This is a genomic window from Saccharothrix espanaensis DSM 44229, assembly GCF_000328705.1.
GTDB classification, from domain to species: Bacteria; Actinomycetota; Actinomycetes; order Mycobacteriales; family Pseudonocardiaceae; genus Actinosynnema; species Actinosynnema espanaense.
Genome location: NC_019673.1, coordinates 6419548 through 6436849, shown reverse-complemented (window position 1 = coordinate 6436849; position 17302 = coordinate 6419548). Strand labels below are relative to the sequence as shown.

The window sequence follows — 17302 nt, the reverse complement described above, 5'->3', positions numbered from 1 at the left end:
TCGCTCGGAGTGAATGGTGCCGTGGTCGACCATGGTGGAATTTTCGCTCCTTCGGGATGACAGTTGCACGACATGGAGCGACTTGTGGTGACACCGAGTCTAATCACCTTGGGTGTCGCGGCATGAGCCGGACCATATGGAAAGGGTGCTTCTCTGTGGCGGTATATCGAGCGAGCTGTCGATGGAAGTGGGGAAGGTATACAATCGTTCAATGACGTCGTCAAGCTCCGATGTGGTGACTATCCACCTATTCGCTCAACCTATCGTTGTCGACTTGCAAGTCGAGGGGGACAGGTTGTTGAATGGAATTCAAGCTTATTTGCTGCGGAATGTTGAATCAACTGGAAGTCGCTGTAGCGTGGAGTCGTTGGAATCTTTCGAGGACTACCGCTATGTGAAGTGCCGTATTGACTCCGAAGTTCTGACGTCCTCGCTTATGATAGTGCCGGTGAAGGAGGGTTTCGAGTTCTTTGTTGAGGTTGCTGTCAAAGATATTTCGGAGCCTCAGATTGAACTCTGGCGAACCGCCATTTTGTCCGCTATGGATTCTTTGCAAGTCGAGCAAAGTGATCATATCTGGCTTGCTGTGATTGGCCAGGTCGAGCATTCGGCCGTTAAAGCTCAAGTTCTATCTGCTGGAATCTCCATTGATGGCATCACCATTGAACCTGCCACAACTTGCTTCGTGGATATCGAGACTGATTTTATTCATTCTCCGGATCTAACCAGTCGCGGACTGGTCCATTCATTTCCGGTGCATGTTCGAGGAACTGCGAAAGGTTTCGACTGGAACTCGGCATCTCGGTCAGCCGCTCAAGATATAAATGCTATCTGTGCCCTACTCTCTATCGCTTTTGATGCGAGGTGGGACGTTCGTCAAGCCCCCTTGAACACTGATTCAAAATTGCGTGGCTTGCCGGCCGCAAGGGTGAGGGAAGACGATTCGATGGCGGATGAAACGAACTTTGACTCTGAGACGGTTTCAATTCCGGATTGGTTTGGTGATGGTTTGTCGCGCATGAGAGAGTCTGAAGTCCTTGCGACTGCCGTCCATTCTCATCATCACGCACTGCGCCTCGAATCGGCTTCCCCCTCGTATGCGCTCGTGGCCTATGTGGCAACGATCGAAGGTCTCGGGCCCAAGCTGCAGAAAGCGGAAGTGTGCGACTGTTGCGAAAAGTGTGATGCAGTCAAAGATTCAGGGAAGCGTTTCAGGGATGCGCTGAAGTTGATTTACTCGGGTAGTCAAGTGAAAAAGCTATGGAAATCGTACACGTACAGGTCAAAGACGGCACATTCAGGTCAAATGCATGGTGGGGAAGCGGCCATCGGTGATCGTTATCACGGCGGATTCTTTAGTCCACCGCCCGAGCATGACGATTTTAGGCACATGCTGCTCCGGCAGATGAGGAAGGCTTGCAGGGAACTTCTTGTTCATCATCTCCAGGTGGAACGGTCCCCAATTCAGTAGTCGAACTGGAGGGCTTAAGCGGCCCGGCGGCAGACGTGGACCACTGGAGTACAGTAAAGCGGTGTCAATCGACAATGGCATTGCTTTTCGTAATTTATCGACTTGGGCGAAATTGGGTGAGGAATTTTTCCTAAGTAGCGAGTTCGACTTGTGTGAATAGTGCACAAGTCCGGCCTCGGACACAAGATCGTGTGTTGGATCCCCGTCCCGTAACACCAGTTCAGGTACTCGATCGCAACTATCGGTCGGGTGTTCAAGTGGTCGGCACGGTTTCTACCGCTCCAGGCGGTGGTGGCCGTGACTGACAAGGTCATCTCCGGTCTTCTACCGGGCACCACTGCCCGTCGGAACCGTTCTGGAAATCCAGGCGGTGTTTCCGGCGTGCCTGCCGACAGGGCTGCGTCGGCTGAGGTCGGGCAATCATCACCCGCTGCTCCGCGGCGTCGGGTTCTGGACAGGCGGCGTACGCCCGCGCCTTCGGTTCGGGATCTGGGGCCGTTGAGTGTGCGGGATCGGCCGCGTTATGCCCTGGCGCGTTTCGACGACCGTGGCCGGTTGGCCAACCAGCCGTTGTTGGCGCTGCTGCGGTGGGTTCCGCAGGAGCGTCTGGACATCCGGTTGCACGGGGCTTCGCTGGTGCTTCAGCGCAATCCCCGTGGTGTGTTCGCGCTGAGCAGGCGCGGGTTGATCCAGATTCCGCTGACGGTGCGGCGCTGGTGGTCTTTCGAGACCGGCGATCCGGTGCTGCTGGTCGCGGTTCCCGAGCGCGCGGCGATGGTGATCCACAGCCTGGTGGTGCTGGACAAGGCTCTTCCCGATCCGCGTCAGGTGGTGGTGGCGTCGCGGCCGTTCGAGGCCGAGGGCGCCGTACCCGTTGCGGGTTCGGCACGGGTGCATCCCGATGGGGCGGGCAACGGTGCGCTGGAGGGTGGGTCGTGACGGACCGGGCCGAGCCGAGTGCGGAGGAGTTGGAGAAGGCGCGTCAGGTGCTGGCGCTGTTGGGGGTGTCGCCGGAGGCGTTGGTGGCTTCACAGCCGGCTGCGCCGCCGCGGGAGGTGCCCACGTTCGCCGAGTGGGTGCCGGTGGTGTCGGGGTTGGTGGGCGAGGGCACGCGCAAGCTGTACAGCACCTATTGGAACAGGTTGGTGGCGCTGTGGCCCGAGCGCCGGTTGGACGAGTTGCCGGCCTCGGACCTGACGTGGTTGTTCGGCCACATCCGGCAGACCGCGGTGCGGCGGCGCAACTGGCGGGGTGGGCACAGCGCGGCCGAGCACATGTTCAGCGCCACCCGGTGCCTGTACAAGTTCGCCGTCAACGACGAGCTGATCCCGGTCGGTCGGGATCCGACGCGGAAGGTGAAGAAGCCCAAGCGGGCGATACCGACCCGGCGCGGGCTGAACAACACGGTGCTGGAGGCGGTCACCGAGGCGGCCTCCACGACCGGTGACGATCCGGCTCTGGACGCGTTGTTGATCCGGTTCCACGTCGAGACCGCCGCCCGCCGTGGTGGGGCGTTGGCGTTGGAGCTCGACGGCCTGGACCGGGAGCAGGGTCTGGTGCTGTTGCACGAGAAGGGAGAGCAGAGCCGTTGGCAGCCGGTGTCGCCGACGCTGATGACGCACCTGGTGGACCACGCCCACCATCGCGGGGCGCGTGAGCCGACCAGCAAGGTGCTGCGCTACCACAACGGCAACCCGTTGACCTACCGGCGCTACGACGGGCTGTGGGAACGGCTGCGCGAGCACGTCGAGCCGGTACGGACCCAGAACATCTCCACGCACTGGTTGCGACACACCACCCTGAAGTGGGTGGAGCGCAACTTCGGCGAGGCGGTGGCCCGCGCCTACGCCGGCCACCGGCCCAGCGGCGACGCCAGACCCGGTGCGATCGCGGTCTACACGAAAGCCGACCTGGAGGAGGTCGCCACCGCACTGGCCGTACTGACCGGCGAACCTCACCCGCTGGCCGTCAGCACGCCGACCGAACTGTCCGACAGCGACAACGCATGACCGATGCGGTCTGGGGCGGCGGTTCTACCACTGCTCCAGACTGCGCTAGCTGTACTGCCCTGTGAGGTTGGGGACGCGGGTGGCGGGTGGTTGGCCGCCGAGTGCGGTGTGGCCGCGGTGGTGATTGTAGGTGTGCAGCCACGGTGGCAGCGCTTCGCGGCGTTGAGTCTCGGAGGTGTAGGGCTGGGCGTAGGCCCATTCGTCGAGCAGGGTGCGGTTGAAGCGTTCGACCTTGCCGTTGGTCTGGGGCCGGTAGGGGCGGGTGCGTTTGTGGGTGATGCCCGCGTCGGCGAGGGTGTCGCGCCACAGGTGTGAGCGGTAGCAGGAGCTGTTGTCGGTCGGCACCCGCTTCACGGTGATGCCGGCGGCCTGGAAGAACGCCTGCGCGCGGGTCCAGAACGCGGCGGCGGTCTGCTTGGTCTCGTCGGGCAGGATTTCGGTGTTGGCCAGGCGGGAGTGGTCGTCCACCGCGTTGTGCAGGTAGGAGTAGCCCAGGTTGGGGCGGCCGTGGACCTTGCGCGTTCGGGTGGGGTCGCGGTGGGCGGAGCTGTTGCGGCCGCCCGCCTGCCGTCGGTGGATCTTGTGGCCTCCGCCGTCGGGGATGTTGCCCGGCTTCTTGATGTCGACGTGGACCAGGTCGCCGGGCCCGGCGTGCTCGTAGCGGCGCACGACCCGGCCGGTGGCGCGGTCCAGCCACGTCAGGCGGGCCAGGCCATAGCGGACGAGCACCCGGTGCACGGTCGAGGCGACCAGGCCGAGCAGGCCGGCGATACGGGCCGGGCCCCACCGGCGCAGCACCCGCACCTTCACGATCCGCCGCTCGGTGCGGGTCGGCGTCCGGCGCGGACTGCGCAGTGGCCGGGAGGACCGGTCGGCCATACCCGCCTCGCCCCGCTCGCGATAGCGGCCGGCCCACCGCGAGGCGGTGGACACCGACACCTGGAAGCGTCCGGCGGCCCGCCGCAACGGCCACCCGGCCTCCACGACACACCGGGCCAGGCGCAGCCTGCCGGTCTCGGACAACGGGGCGTTACGGTGGGACACGAGGGCCTCCGTCGGCTCGGTGTAGACGTCGCAATCCACACCGAACCCGGAGGCCCTCCCTCATTCCAAGATCATCCGACTACGTGTCCTCACGTTCGCAACCTCTCCGGGCAGTACACGGTTCACCCAGGGCAGAGGTTAGATTCGGGCACTGACCGCCCGTCGCGCCAGGGTCAAGGGAGTTCCGCAAGGCACGAACAACGTGTGAGGCTTGCTTCGCCCCCCGATGTGCGACGGCACAGACAGAGGGCTATCTGGGTATGGCGCACCGCCCTGTATCGGCTAGCCTGCGTCGTGTCCTATGAACACAACACCTGGCGCAAACAATGAGCAAGGTGGCTGGTCGTCGGACAGCACAACGGCCGGGAGACCGCCGCGTGATCCGGGTGCTCACTACACTCGGTGCGACGACCGTCCCAGTCGCTGGCGTGGGCCGCTTACCGCTTGCGTAGCTGGCTTGCAGCGAAGTGGAGACCGAGGAGCCCGGTGGTCATGTAGATCACCGGGATCCCGCCGGTCAGGACCGGTCCCGTCAGGGACGCGGCCTCCACACCGACAGTCAGGTGTTCACATGCCTGGGCGACTCGTGCTCGGGACCACCACTGCGGCGGCGAACCCTCGGCGTCGTCTTTTCGGTCCAACGGTGGGTCGTCCTGCCTTCCCCCGGTGGAGCGGGCTTCGGCTCGAACCTCGCCGCCCCAACCGGTACCGGGGTGGGGGTGACGCCGTGGTCGGATCAGGACACCGGCCTGGAACGCGAAGCCGAACGCCGCGAGCGGAGCCTACGAACGACTCGGGCGACAGCCCCGGGAGATCCACAAGGAGGTCATCAGCAGGTACAACGTCGTGTTCCTGAATCGCGACGGCACAGTGAAGTTCGGGCGCCCGCTATGGTTAACACCGGCTGGGCGGTGGAGACCGGCCTCTCTAACTGGTATTCAGAGTGTGCGGCGAGGCGATGGTGTACGAGTTGAGCAGGGCTCGACTATTCCGGGTAGGTCCTCCCGGCGCGTGGTTCGACGACGTCACCATCGACTTCAGGGACGGTGCCGCCACGCTTGAGTCGTCCCGAACTCCGGCCCGGGCGGCAGTGTTGGTCGGCGATAACGGTACGGGCAAAACCGTGCTGCTCGATCTCGTGCAATCGGTCCTGACTCCCGAAGACTCGAGCGCACACGACATCCAACACCACAGTGTGCGTTCGAGCGGCCTTTCACACGTGGTGGTGGAGTACCAAAGTCGGGCGGGAAACCAGGTCGTGGTCGGCATGGTCTTGACCGGCGATCCGGACTCGTCCCATACTCCAGACCCGGTGCGCCGAAGCTGGTACGTCTTCACTCCCACCGAACAGTTCAGTCTGGACGCACCTCCTTTTACCACTGCGGACACGTCGCTCGACGATGTCGCCGGTCGCGTGCGCGCGACAGCGGTCGATGGCTCAGGGCCGAACTGGTTTTCCTCCTATGCTGACCTCCACGCGTACATTCACAGCCTGGGCTTCCCTGTAGGTCTCCATGACTCCCGTCAGAGAATCAAGAACCTATGGCGCCAGTCACAAACCGAGTTTCGATACATCGATCGGGAACTTATCCGAGAGGTGCTGCCGACCGGTACGGTTGATCGACTGGTCCGTCACGTGGAGGCGAGTCGAAAAGCGGCCCCGGATACGCTGCCTACAATCCTGGATGCTCTGCGGATCGAACTGCTCGAAGCGGCCCAAGAGGTGGTGGCGGCCTTTCGGGCCGTCGGACGCTTGTCCAGCCTCTTGAGCGCCACCGGCGACGATCCGGTCGTCGGTATCGACACGGATTCCATCATGATCGCGCAATCGTCCGACGAACTTATGAACCACTTGGTAAACGGTCCGCGGCTTCTGAATGGCGTCGAGGAACTCGTGCTCAGCGCATTGGAGCGGATGTGCGAGGGTGGCATTGAGATCACCGTAGGCCGTCGCTCCACATCGCGCAGAGGGGCGTCCTTCCGCTTGCTCTCCGGGAGGGAATCGCTCCTGTTCGGGTGGGCCATGTTCTCCGCGCTGGCATTGATCAAGAGCAGGTGGCCGGCGCGAGGCGATGGCGATGTGGTTGGCACGCTCTTCATCGACGACTACGTCGACCTGCTGCGCGATCCAACGTGGTTGGCCCGCGCGTTCAAGGTAAGTCGCGCCATGGGCTTCCAAGTGGTGCTGTCTTCGGCCCGTACGCAGCCGGGATTGGCTGCCGCCGATGTCGTGATCGGCATTCGAAATGAGTCCACCAACCAGCTCAGGAAGGTCGAGGTCACCACCCACACGCGCACCGGGGTGTGGAGAAGTCGCCCCGAAGGCGAGGCCGATCCCGGAGAGGAGGTCATGGAGCACGTCCCGCTGACGGACGTGTTCGACTTCGTGCCGGTGAACGACCACGTGACCGGAGATTCCGCAGCGCGTGTGGGCGACATCGTGCTGTCGGCGTTCGTCCCTCCGATGTTCGGCTCGGTCGTCCAGGAACCCGGGACCGTAGAGGGCGACTTTGTCGTGGTTCTTCGTCCCGTCCGCGAGTTGGACCACCGCGAAAAACTGTTCTATCGGCGCTACTTCAACAGCGAAGCTTTCACCACACGGTTGCTCGGCCGGGACAGGATCGCCTGGCTGCGACCCTGGAACCTCAGCGGCCTTCGTATCCCCAGACCGGACACCGCCACCCTGCATGCCCTGTCCGAACTTGCCGGCGCCGCGCGGCAATTCTCGCAATGGAGCAACGAAGCCGAGCATGCGGTACGCAGCTACTTCAAGTGGGACAACGTGACTGCCGCACGTTCCCACATGATCAATGCTGGTCGGCTCACCAGGCAGCGCCGGGAAGCCGGAAGCCTGATCGATGCGCGAGAGTCGCGCCTGCGGACCACGCTGCCGTTCCCCATTGCCACCAGGTGGCGTGCCGTGCAGGCCGCCCGGCACGACCACGGCGGATACGCCATGGTTCTGGAGTGCGCGGAGGCCGTGCTCGCCTACTGCGGCGTGCTTGGTCTAGTGCTGGCCCGTGCGGACGATCTGCCCGTGGGACCGTTGCGCCACCAGGCCAACCGCTTCGCGAAGGGCGGCAGCGGGCCCACCTTCGGCACGTGGGGAACCATCGTCGACTACCTCGCGACGGCGAACCCGTTCCGTACGTTGCCTGCCGACTCGCTGCTGGCACACTTCGCCAGACTGGCGAAACCCGAGGTCAGCGAGGCAATCGCCGCGAACAAGCGACGCCGCGACCACAATGCGCACCGCAGAGGACCGAGTCCGCACGAGACGCGATCCGCATTCGAGGACGCCAAGAACGACCTGCTCATCCTGCTGGAGGCGGTGGAATGGCTTGTGGACTTCCCACTGCGCCACATCGAGCACTCCCGCTGGGACACCTTCGAGAAAGTGTCCCACCTGGCCTACCGCGAGCTCATGGGCGACCACAACGTGGTCTCGCTCCACGATGACACCATTGACCACATCATCGAGGCCGACAGTCCCTACGCGGTAGACCAGTTCGGTCGATACCACCTTCTCCGACCGTTCTTCGTATCCCGGCACTGCGACAAGTGCGGCCAACTGACCGTCTTCGTCATCGACGAGTGGGACCCGACCGCGGAAGCCGCGACCTACCTGGCGCTGGACCACGCTCACACGATCATGTTGACCAACCAGCGCAGCCCGATGGAACAGGTCGGCCTTCTTCCACCCTCTGCCGCGCCGTAGCGCCCGCACACTGAGCACCACCTCCGACGGATTCCCCTACCTTCCCGCACTTCTACGGCGAACGACAGCACGACGTCGGGACCGGTGCGCAGCCCACCGACGTGGTAGAGGTTCAAGGTGGCGAACTGGGTCACGTTGTCGGGGCTGCCCTCGGGGCGGGCACCGACTCTGTTCTGCCAGCTCGTCGGACAGCCGGATCGGTTCGTCGTTGTAGCCATCGATCATATTTGCCGTGTATCGACCTCGTCACTAACGAACCGGCCGACCCTGCTGCGTAAACGGGGCGGTGGAGGGACGGATGCGGCGTCCCTCCACCGCCTAGTGCGTTGACCACATACGTTCACCGGGTTGGTCAGGCGGCGCGTGGTCGGCCCCAGCGTTGGTGGCGTTCGCTGCGGATGCGGGCTCGTTCGCGGCGTTGGGCGTCGAGGATGTCGGGGTGGCGGGCGTTGGCGTTGCGCCAGCGCAGGTGTTGTTGGAGCCGTCTGGCCAGGACGGTGTGGTTGGGGTGGTTCGAGTTGGCGATGACGAAGGTGCGCAGTGGTCCGAACTGCGGCTCGATGGGGTTGGCCCAGGAGGCGTAGGTCGGGGTCAGGCAGATCTCGACGTTGTTGTCGGCGGCCCACTGGATGATCTTCGGGGTCTTGTTGGCGGACAGGTTGTCCATGATCACGTAGATCGGTGCGCCGTCGGGTCTGGCCGCCCGGATCGATTTGAGGGCGGCCAGGCTGTGGTCGCCGCCTTGCGGCGTCTGGTCACGCCCCAGAGTTCGTCCCCGCCGATGGAGTAGCAGCCGTGGAAGTAGCGGATGCCGTGGGTGCGGCGGTAGGTCGCCGGCAACCGGTCGGGCCTGGTTTTCGGTGCCCAGCCGGAACCGTGGTGCGGTCGGATCGACAGCGGCCCGAACTGGTCGAAGGCGAAACACCGCTTCGGGAACCGGGTCAGGACCTCGTCGATGCGGTCGAGTTTGGCGTCGAAGGCGGGATCGTTGGAGGTCTTCCAGGTCCGGGTCCGCTGGAAGCTGATCCCGTGCTCGCGCAGGATCTGCCGCAGTCGTTCCCGACCGATGCGGACCCGGCGGGTCGGGTTGCGGTGCAGGTGGGCTGCCAGTTTGCGCAGGCTCGACCGGGTCAGGGGCAGGCCCGACCTGGCGGGGCGGGCCCTGGCCGTCGCCACGACGAACGCTTCGTCGTCGGGGCCGATCAGGCGGGGACGGCCTCCCGCCCAGCTAGGGTCCAGGGCCGCCAGACCGCGGGCGTTGAAGTCGTGGATCACGTCCCGCACGGTGTCCGGATCGGCGGCGACCAGGCGCGCGATCGACGGCGCCGGGGTTCCCGACGACGACGCCAGGATGATCATCGCCCGGCGCATCCGGATCGTGCCCTGTTTGCCCCGCCGCACGTAGTTCAGCAGACGACGGCCCTCGTCCTCGGTTAATCGACGTGCTCTGACCGGCTCGGCCATCGACCCGTCCTCATGCTCGGCGGCGACTACGTCACCACCGAGCATGAGATCACCACGGGTCACCGTCGGGGATCTTGTCCGGCGTGTCCCCAACCCGGTGAACGTTCGTGGTCACCGCACTAGGCACCCGCCGGCCGGGGGTGCGCGGGGCCGGCGGGGGTGGCGTGTCGAGCGGCCCGGGTCGGGGTCGCGGGCGTCTCGACGGCGATCAGGTGCTGGTGTGCGATCAGCAACACGCGGCACCTCGGGGGGCGGATCCGCCACCGGGGCTGACAAATGCGGCACCGGCCGCGCGGGTCGGACCGGTGCTGGTCGAGCAGGTCTCGGAGGGTGCCGGTCAGTCGCGGTACGGCGCTGTCCGCCAGCGCCTGGTGGGCCGTCGGACCGCCCTCGGTGGCCATCAGGTCGTAGGCGTCCAGGATGCTGGTCAGCCCGTCGTGGAGGTTGGCCGCGAGCACTTCGTCCACCGGTGGTCTCCGATCTCGGTCAGGCCGGGCCGTCGGGTCGCTCCGGCGCGGCAGGGGCGACCCCGGGAGGCCAGAGGACGGCGTGCAGGTCGAGCGGAAGCAGGTAGCCCACGGGCAGGTGCTCTTCCTCCAGCGCCCGTGCCGCCCGGTCCCACGGTCCGCAGGGCCACGGGGTACGACAGAGGGCGCACAGGCCGCGGCCGGCGGGCGGGGGCAGGTGGCCGGTGACCGTCTCGACGTGACGGCCGCCTCTGCCCAGCGGGGAGTCGGCCGGGACTGCCAGTCCGGTGACGGCGCGCCAGTCGGTGGGCACGGCGTCTACAGGGTGAAGGCGCCGAGCGGGACGCCGGGGAGCCGTCGCCGTCCGGAGCGGAGGTCGGTCAGCAGGTCGTCGTAGGCATTGGCCAGGGTCGCGAGCGCGTCGGCCGTGTCGTGGGGGTCGCGGTGGTGGCGGGGGTGGCCGGCCAGGGTGCGCCAGGAGACCCAGGCGGCGGCGAGCCGGTCCACCAGCTGGCCGAGGGTCTCGGTGTGCAGCAGCGCCGCGGGCACCGCGTCCGGGAGCCGGTCGGCGGCCCACTGGTCGATCTGGTTGACGAGCACCTGCCGTGCGGTCGCCCCGGCTCCCAGGACCCGGGCCGCGGACGCGGACCCGGATTCGTCGGCGTGTTCGTCGTGGGCGGAGGACACCGCGTCGGCGCGGTCCCAGTGCGTGCGGACCAACGCCGCGATAATCGGGAGCAGGTCGTCGGGGAGTGTCGGTTCGCCGCCGAACGCGCGTACAAGGCACGTGCCGGAGGGCAGGGAGACGTCCTCGGGCAGTCCTGGCGGGGTTCGGGGGTCGGCGGTTGCGAGGACCACGATGTCCACCTCCGGGAGGTCGGTGTTGGTCTGGGGTGCGATCCGGCAGCGTGGCGCGACCGCCCGGCCGAGGCGAGACGGTGGGGTTCGCCTTTCGCTGAGCGGTCCGGGAGTGACCGCGAGGTCTGCGAACACGCCGGGGATTCGTGCCTCGGCTTCCGGTCCGGGACGGCTGGCCGGCTGCGGGGTTCCGGGGGAGCGGCGGTTCGGCCTGCTAAGACTGGCTGTTAGGTCGAGGAGTGTGGGTGTGAAACGGGCGGCCGACGCGGATCGGCCGCGGCGAAGTCCGCTGCGTCGTTACCTGGCGGCGACGGCGGGGGCGGGGATGGCCGTGACGGCACTCGTAGTAGCCCTCGACCGTGAGGTACTGGCCGCAGGTGTGGCCGTTCACGAACTCCAGGACAGGCCGCGAGGAATGCAGCGGCGCGGACGTTGTGGCGGAAGGGGGATCGGTCGACGGAGCCATGGGGGTCCTGTCGGGACGTTCGGGTGACGGTTTGTGGGTGTGGGTGGTGGTCCGGCAGGCAGGCGGGGCGCCGTGTCGGGGAGCGATGTCTCGTTCTCCTGCCTGTCGGAGTCTGGGGGCGGTCTGCTTGCTCCAGCCAAGCGTCTCTGGCGCCGGTCTGACAGGTGTGGTGCCGCTCGTGCACAGGCTGTGCGCATTCCGGGCGGGCTCTTGACCCGATTGGGGCTCGCGTAGTAGGGCGCCGAGGGGTGAGGATGCTGGGGATGTCGGAGCCGTCTCCGGGAGACGTCCTGCGCGCGGAGCGCGTGCGACGCCGCCTCACTCTCGCCCAGGCAGGGAAACTGCTGGGCTATTCGGGCTCGACGTTGTCACGCATCGAACGCGGCCGGCCGGTGGGCGTGGAGGAGTTGCGGCGGCTGGCCGCGCGCTACCGCATCCCCCCGGCCCGGTTGGGACTCGCTACGGTAGGGCCGACGGACGCTCTGGATGGCGGTGATGACGTGCTGCGGCGAGAACTGTTGACCGGGATGCTCGGGGTGGCCGGTGCCACGCTGCTCGGACTTCCCCCCGCCGGCGCCGCCCCTCCTGGCTCCCGCCCGGTCACCGTCGACGGATTGCGCCACCTGGTCGGGCAGGCCCAGGCCGACTACATGGCCTGCCGGTACTCCCAGTTGGCGAAGGCCGTGCCCGACACCATCCGCTACGCCCAGGCCGTCCGCGCGGTGGTGGACGGCGAGCGGTGCGGTGAGGTCGAGGCGTTGACCGCCACCGCGTATCGGCATGCCACTTGGCTGGCGTTGCGACTGGGCGAGGACGGCATGGCGGTCGGGCTGTCCGAGCACGCCATCTCGACCGCCCGTGTGTCGGGCGATCTGCTGGTGGAGGCGGAGGCCGCGCAGATGGGGGCGGTGGTGGTGCGTCGCTACGACCGGACCGATCAGGCCCAGGCGTTGGTGGTCGACACCGCCGCCAAACTGGAGTCGACGGCCGGTCTTGCCGACCCGCGCCACGCGGCGGCCTACGCGATGCTGTTGGAGACCGGCGCGTACACCGCCGCGATCGCCGGCCGCCGCTCCGACGCGCTGGACCTGCACGCCGAGGCGACGGCCGCTGCCCGCACGCCCCGGGCGGCGCTGCCGGACACGCTCGCGACCTCCGTGGTGGACGCCCGTTTCCTCGGGCTCTACGAGATCAGCGTGCACCGCAAGCTCGGCGACTACGGCACCGCGATCGCCGCCGCCCGCGTGATCGCACCCGACTCGATCACCGTCACCGAACGGCGCGTGCGCTACTTCGAGGACGTCGCACTGGCCTACGGAGCCTGGGGTAAGCGCGAGCAGGCGTTCCACGCGCTGCTCGCGGCGGAGAGGACAGCGCCGCAGGAGGTGCGGGTGCGTCCCTGGGCCCATCGCCTGACCCGTGATTTGCGCTCCTCCGGACCTGCCCTGCGCGGCCTGCCGGAGTTCGCCGCCCGCGCCGGTGTCGCCTGACCACACCGCTTCTCCTCCGATGATCTCGTAGCAGCAAGGGAGATTCCGCGTGACCGACGGTGCCCGTGTGTTCCGTGAAGCGTGGATCGCCGGGGTCCGCCGGCACTACCCGGGTGAGCCCAAAGCCGGCTACGTCACACCGTGGGAGGACACCCCGGAATGGGAACGTGAATCCGTCGGCGCGGTCTACCGGCAGGTCCGCGACTTCCTCGCCGTAACCGACGGCGCCGCCGCGAAACTCACCCGCGTTCAGAAGGGCCAGTTCGTCGCCGCCTGCTGGACCGGACAGATCCACCGGCACTTCCCCCATCCGAAGCCGTCCTACGTCGCCGAATGGGACGCCCTGCCCGACTGGCAGCAGCAAACCGACGCCGACATCTTCCAACGGATCGAACAGGACCACGCCCAGGACGGGACGATGTCCAAGCACAGTTGAGCCGCGGCCCAGCTACGCCATCCGACCTTTGGCGTGACGTGATGGTCACAGCGCGGAGTTCCGCAGCGTGCGTAGGAAAGCCGCCGGAGACACCGGCCCCGAACATGGTGCGCGACGTGCTCGACTTCCTTGCTGGCGTGCGCAGTCCGCACATCGGCGGTGTGCGTGGACAGCTCGCACGTCGTCCTCGGCAGCAGCGGCCCGGATGCGTACCGCCGCGACATCCGGGATGCCGCCGACCAGCGGGGACACCTGCACTACGTGCAGGTGTCCCCGCCAGATCGGGCGAGGATCGTCGGCCTGATCTCAACACGCCGACTTGACAGGGAACAGCACCGCGCCGCGTCGCAGCCGGAACTCGTCGGCGCACAGGGCGAGCACGTCGACGCAGAAGTCCTCGCGCAGCCGCCGGTCGACCTCGGCGGTCAGGACAGCCATCGGGGAGAACCGTTCCGGGGCGGCGTCCAGGGCGTCGGCCAGGATCGCCGCGGCGGTCTCGCTGGTGCCGCCGCCGTTGTAGCCCCACCCGAAGCCGCTGTGCTCGGGTTCGTGGATCTCCCGCAGGAACCGGGCGAGCTCGCGCTCGGTGGCTCCGAACGCGGTCTGCTCCACCAGCAACCGTGACTCGGAATCGTTGGTCCGGTCCTGGACGCCGTGGTACGTGCGGTCCTGGTCGGCCTGGTCGTAGACGTGCTCGGGCACCGTGTTCCCTCCTCCGGCCGCACCCCGTCGTGGGCGCGGTCCCGCCGTGCCCGCACAGGATGCGTCCCCGGCCCGCGGGTGCGGGCCGGGGACGCGCCGACCGTCGCTTCGGACACCCGGTTCGGAGCAACGCCGCTCCAGCCCGGCGCGTCCGGTGCGGATCACCGGTCGGGGTGGCTGTGCTCCCAGTCGGCGGTGACCCGGGCGATGTGCTTGTGCCAGTTGAGCTCGCAGGCGGTGACCGCCGCTGCCGCCGAGGTGCCACAGCACGTCGACCACCTGGTAGGAGCGGTGCGGGTCGAACCCGACCAGCTCGCCGAGGCGCGGGACGTGCTCGGACCGTTCGACCTGCTCGTCGCGGCTGTCGCCGTCGGCGCCCAGCAGCCGGTAGCTGACGTGGATCACGCGGTTCCCCTCTCCTGTGGGTTCATTCGCCGCCGCCGGCGTTCTCGGCGTTGGACAGCAGTTCCCGTGCCAGGTCGCGCAGGCCGGCGACGGCGGAGAACCGCGGGTCGTCGGCGGGGGCGAGCCCGTCGGCCTTGGCCTTGTCCCACATCGCGTCGACGTGGTCGAACAGCGCCTGCCGTGCCTCGTACTGCGCGATCAGCGCGTCCTGGTCCAGCTTGCCGAGCGCGACCAGGTCGTACGGGGTGAACCCGTCGCACAGCTCGATGGCCCTCTGTTGGTGGTCCAGCTCATCGTCCACACCCGCATCCTTCCGACATCACCGGCCCGACCACACCCGGCACGCCGGGGAACGCGAGAGGCGGGCCGCCCGACATCCGCACCGCCGTGACCGCCCACACCACCGACGACGGGCTGGAGGCGATCGCCGCGCGATTGTGGGCGGACTTCGCCGAACTCCACGCCGGTGAGCTCACCGGCCTGGAGGACTACCCAGGCACGCCGCCGCGCCGCGCGAGCTGCCCACGGCGGGGGCCGGTGGCCGCCCAAGCCTGACCACGTTCCTGTTCGCCACCAGCATGATCTGCTGGACGCTCGACCGACCCGCGCTTGCACCGCACTATCCCCGCGTTCGCCCCGCGCTTTAGCCGGCATCCTTCTGGCTGGCAGCGACGTCCGGACATGTTGGACGCTGCACACGTTCGGCCAACGCGAATCCCACGCTGGCCCCCGTTCACCCGCCCGCCATCGGACTCATTGGTTCCCCGTTCGGTTGCAGAGAGTAATCGGTCCTGTGATCCACGCATGATCGACTAGCCGTGCGTCCTGACGTTCCCGCTCTTCAAAGCGGGTTTCATCGCCGATCAGCAGTGCGCACGGAGTGGGCTCCATGCGCCGCACGCATGGAAGTCAACCCGACGAAGTGGTCCTGACGGAGGATCCGCCCTCTAGCGTCTCGCTGCGTCCGGTGGTGGGACCGGCGGGCGGCCCCTCACGGGGCGCCCGCCGGCACATCGTCCGGCTCCGCGGCACGGGGTCGGACGGGCGCCCACCGCCGGGTGCGGGCGGGGTGGTCGTGTGGCCTTCGACAGCAGCGCGACCGCCCCGCGTCCCGATTGATCACTTGACGGAGGACGCTGGATGAGACTACGACGAGGCGGCCGTGGGCGAGACGACCACAGTGGGGGGCTCGGAATACTTCTCTCCACCTGGCAGGGCACCCTGCGGCTGCTGACGGTGCTGTCGGTCGTGGCGATGCTCGTGGTCCTGGTGGCCCAGTTCGCAAGGGTCGAGGCCGAGTTGGGGCCGGTGAAGGTGCGGTTCATGCGGGGGCAAGCCCAGTAGCCCCGCGTCACGCGGGTGGAGGCGACACCCTGCCGGACTGGCACCGGAGCACGGCGCCGAACCCGCTCCCGACCTCCCCGGGACGACGACAGGGCCGGTCCACCCGACGTCCGGCCCGGGGCCCTGTCGCCGTCTCGTCCGCGTCTAGGAAGGCGCGCCGGCCGGGCTGATCCGGATCGGGCCGAGGTCGAGGCTTCACCGGACTAAGGAGTTAGTACGACCAAGCGTTGGCAGAGGTGGGCTCGCTGGCTTTCCGGACTGGTAGGAGCCGTTGCTCAAGTGGTCTGTGCTCCGGGGCTGAGCAGGCGGCTCGTCCCTGACGGTGTTGCCTGACACGCGTGCCTGAGGTGGCTTGGCTCTTGAGGCCGGCACGTGGGATGGCGGCGTGTCGCCCGGTCGGGTGGTCTCGTGCGGCCGTACGGGCGACCGGTGCGTCAAATGACGCGGAACACGTCCGCGCCGGTCGGTAGAACGTGGTTCATCGGCGCACCACGCGGTTCTGCCCTCGGAGGGTCGGCATGGCGGGTACGGGTCGGCACGCGGTCCACCGGACGATGGTCCTGGTCGACGTGGAGCGCTACAGCGCCCCGGCCCGGACGCTGCACCACCAGCTCGACACCCGCGAGGGCCTGTACGCGGTGGTGGCCGGGGCGTTGGCGGCGGCCGGGGTGCCGTGGGACGGGTGCTACCACGAGGACCGGGGCGACGGCGTGTTCGTCCTGGTCTCGCCTGAGTTCCCGAAGGCTCCGTTGGTGGAGGTGCTGCCCGAGGCGTTGGCGCGGGCGGTGCGCGGGCACAACAACACCAGCCACGACGCGGCCGGGGTGCGGTTGCGGTTGGCCGTGCACGCCGGCGAGGTCGCCTTCGACAGTCACGGTGTCACCTCGACCGCCCTGGTGGACGCGTTCCGGCTGCTCGACGCCGACGCGGTGAAGGAGGCGCTGGCCGCTTCGCCGGGTGTGCTGGCGATGGTGGTGTCCCGGCTCGTGTTCGAGGACGTGGTGCGGCACTGCGCCACGCTCGACCCGGCCACCTTCCGGCCGGTCCGGGTGGCGGCGAAGGAGTTCCGGGCGCCGGCCTGGATCGCGCTTCCCGACCACCCCTACCCGCCTGACCCCGCGGTCCTCGCCGTCCCGCCGCCCGAGGTCGGGCCCGAGGTCGTGCCGGGCGGCCCCATGGCCGAAGCCGCGTCACGCGCCGCGGCCGACCGGGGTGGCGGTGCCGGGCGGCGCGGGGTCGACATCGCCGGTGGTGTGCACGGCTCCGGACCGGGCATCACCATCGGCGCGGCCACCGGCGACCATCTGTCCATCGGCACACCACCGCCTCCTGCGCAGCAGCCGCACGACCCTCGCTAGCCGACGCGGATCACGGGCACACCGCGTCGGCGGCCGACCCGCCTCACCCCGACACCACCCTGGACGCCGG

General features: G+C 67.7%; 15 protein-coding genes and 1 pseudogene. 9 read left to right on the top strand and 7 right to left on the bottom strand.

Translation table 11 applies throughout. The annotated features are described in order from the left end of the window. The first annotated feature begins 448 nt into the window (after positions 1–448). From BN6_RS46050 to BN6_RS27680, 3 genes are all read left to right on the top strand, one after another. Positions 449–1471, top strand: coding sequence for a hypothetical protein (locus tag BN6_RS46050; protein ID WP_148303047.1), 1023 nt, complete (start codon positions 449–451; stop codon positions 1469–1471). A gap of 555 nt (positions 1472–2026) precedes the next feature. After that, the gene (locus tag BN6_RS27685; RefSeq protein ID WP_231904764.1) at positions 2027–2410 is read left to right on the top strand and encodes a hypothetical protein; all 384 of its coding nucleotides are present in this window, start codon (positions 2027–2029) and stop codon (positions 2408–2410) included. Beyond that, positions 2407–3480, top strand: coding sequence for a tyrosine-type recombinase/integrase (locus BN6_RS27680; RefSeq protein WP_015103122.1), 1074 nt, complete (start codon positions 2407–2409; stop codon positions 3478–3480). Before BN6_RS27685 ends, BN6_RS27680 begins: the two co-directional genes overlap by 4 nt. Before the next feature lie 45 nt (positions 3481–3525). Here BN6_RS27680 and BN6_RS27675 read toward each other — a convergent pair whose 3' ends face one another. Beyond that, on the bottom strand, positions 3526–4524 hold the full coding sequence (locus tag BN6_RS27675) for an IS481 family transposase (protein WP_015103121.1): 999 nt from the start codon (positions 4522–4524) through the stop codon (positions 3526–3528). A gap of 958 nt (positions 4525–5482) precedes the next feature. Here BN6_RS27675 and BN6_RS27670 point away from each other — a divergent pair. Further along, positions 5483–8242 carry a P-loop NTPase family protein gene (locus BN6_RS27670; RefSeq protein WP_148303046.1) on the top strand — a complete coding sequence of 920 codons (2760 nt, stop codon included), beginning with the start codon at positions 5483–5485 and terminating at the stop codon, positions 8240–8242. A gap of 352 nt (positions 8243–8594) precedes the next feature. Here BN6_RS27670 and BN6_RS49150 read toward each other — a convergent pair. The 4 genes and pseudogenes from BN6_RS49150 to BN6_RS42510 all read right to left on the bottom strand — a co-directional run bounded on the left by BN6_RS49150 (position 8595) and on the right by BN6_RS42510 (position 11031). Beyond that, a pseudogene (locus tag BN6_RS49150) lies at positions 8595–9706 on the bottom strand (IS630 family transposase). Between the two features lie 119 nt (positions 9707–9825). After that, positions 9826–10173 (bottom strand): hypothetical protein, encoded by a 348-nt coding sequence (locus BN6_RS27660; RefSeq protein ID WP_015103116.1) that lies wholly within the window; start codon positions 10171–10173, stop codon positions 9826–9828. Between the two features lie 19 nt (positions 10174–10192). Then, positions 10193–10486: a hypothetical protein gene (locus BN6_RS46045; protein WP_015103115.1), complete on the bottom strand. Its 294-nt coding sequence runs from the start codon at positions 10484–10486 to the stop codon at positions 10193–10195. 5 nt (positions 10487–10491) lie between these two features. Next, positions 10492–11031, bottom strand: a complete 540-nt coding sequence (locus BN6_RS42510; RefSeq protein ID WP_158509449.1) for a DUF4254 domain-containing protein — start codon at positions 11029–11031, stop codon at positions 10492–10494. Positions 11032–11760: 729 nt separating this feature from the next. On the opposite strand from BN6_RS42510, the gene BN6_RS27650 reads away from it, so the two are divergent. Further along, positions 11761–12987 (top strand): helix-turn-helix domain-containing protein, encoded by a 1227-nt coding sequence (locus BN6_RS27650; protein WP_015103113.1) that lies wholly within the window; start codon positions 11761–11763, stop codon positions 12985–12987. A 49-nt stretch (positions 12988–13036) separates the two neighbouring features. Further along, positions 13037–13423: a hypothetical protein gene (locus BN6_RS27645; RefSeq protein ID WP_015103112.1), complete on the top strand. Its 387-nt coding sequence runs from the start codon at positions 13037–13039 to the stop codon at positions 13421–13423. Between the two features lie 306 nt (positions 13424–13729). Here the strand turns inward: BN6_RS27645 and BN6_RS27640 are convergent, their stop codons facing one another. Next, complete coding sequence (locus tag BN6_RS27640; protein ID WP_015103111.1) at positions 13730–14530, bottom strand: DUF6166 domain-containing protein; 801 nt, start codon at positions 14528–14530, stop codon at positions 13730–13732. Positions 14531–14552: 22 nt separating this feature from the next. Continuing rightward, positions 14553–14831, bottom strand: a complete 279-nt coding sequence (locus BN6_RS27635; RefSeq protein ID WP_015103110.1) for a hypothetical protein — start codon at positions 14829–14831, stop codon at positions 14553–14555. An 86-nt stretch (positions 14832–14917) separates the two neighbouring features. Between BN6_RS27635 and BN6_RS47005 the strand changes: the two genes are divergently transcribed. The 3 genes from BN6_RS47005 (at position 14918) to BN6_RS27625 (ending at position 17232) form a co-directional block, all read left to right on the top strand. Beyond that, positions 14918–15085, top strand: a complete 168-nt coding sequence (locus tag BN6_RS47005; RefSeq protein WP_015103109.1) for a hypothetical protein — start codon at positions 14918–14920, stop codon at positions 15083–15085. 585 nt (positions 15086–15670) lie between these two features. Then, on the top strand, positions 15671–15874 hold the full coding sequence (locus BN6_RS27630) for a hypothetical protein (RefSeq protein ID WP_041314266.1): 204 nt from the start codon (positions 15671–15673) through the stop codon (positions 15872–15874). A gap of 518 nt (positions 15875–16392) precedes the next feature. Then, positions 16393–17232 carry a hypothetical protein gene (locus BN6_RS27625; protein ID WP_015103108.1) on the top strand — a complete coding sequence of 280 codons (840 nt, stop codon included), beginning with the start codon at positions 16393–16395 and terminating at the stop codon, positions 17230–17232. Positions 17233–17302: the final 70 nt, after the last annotated feature.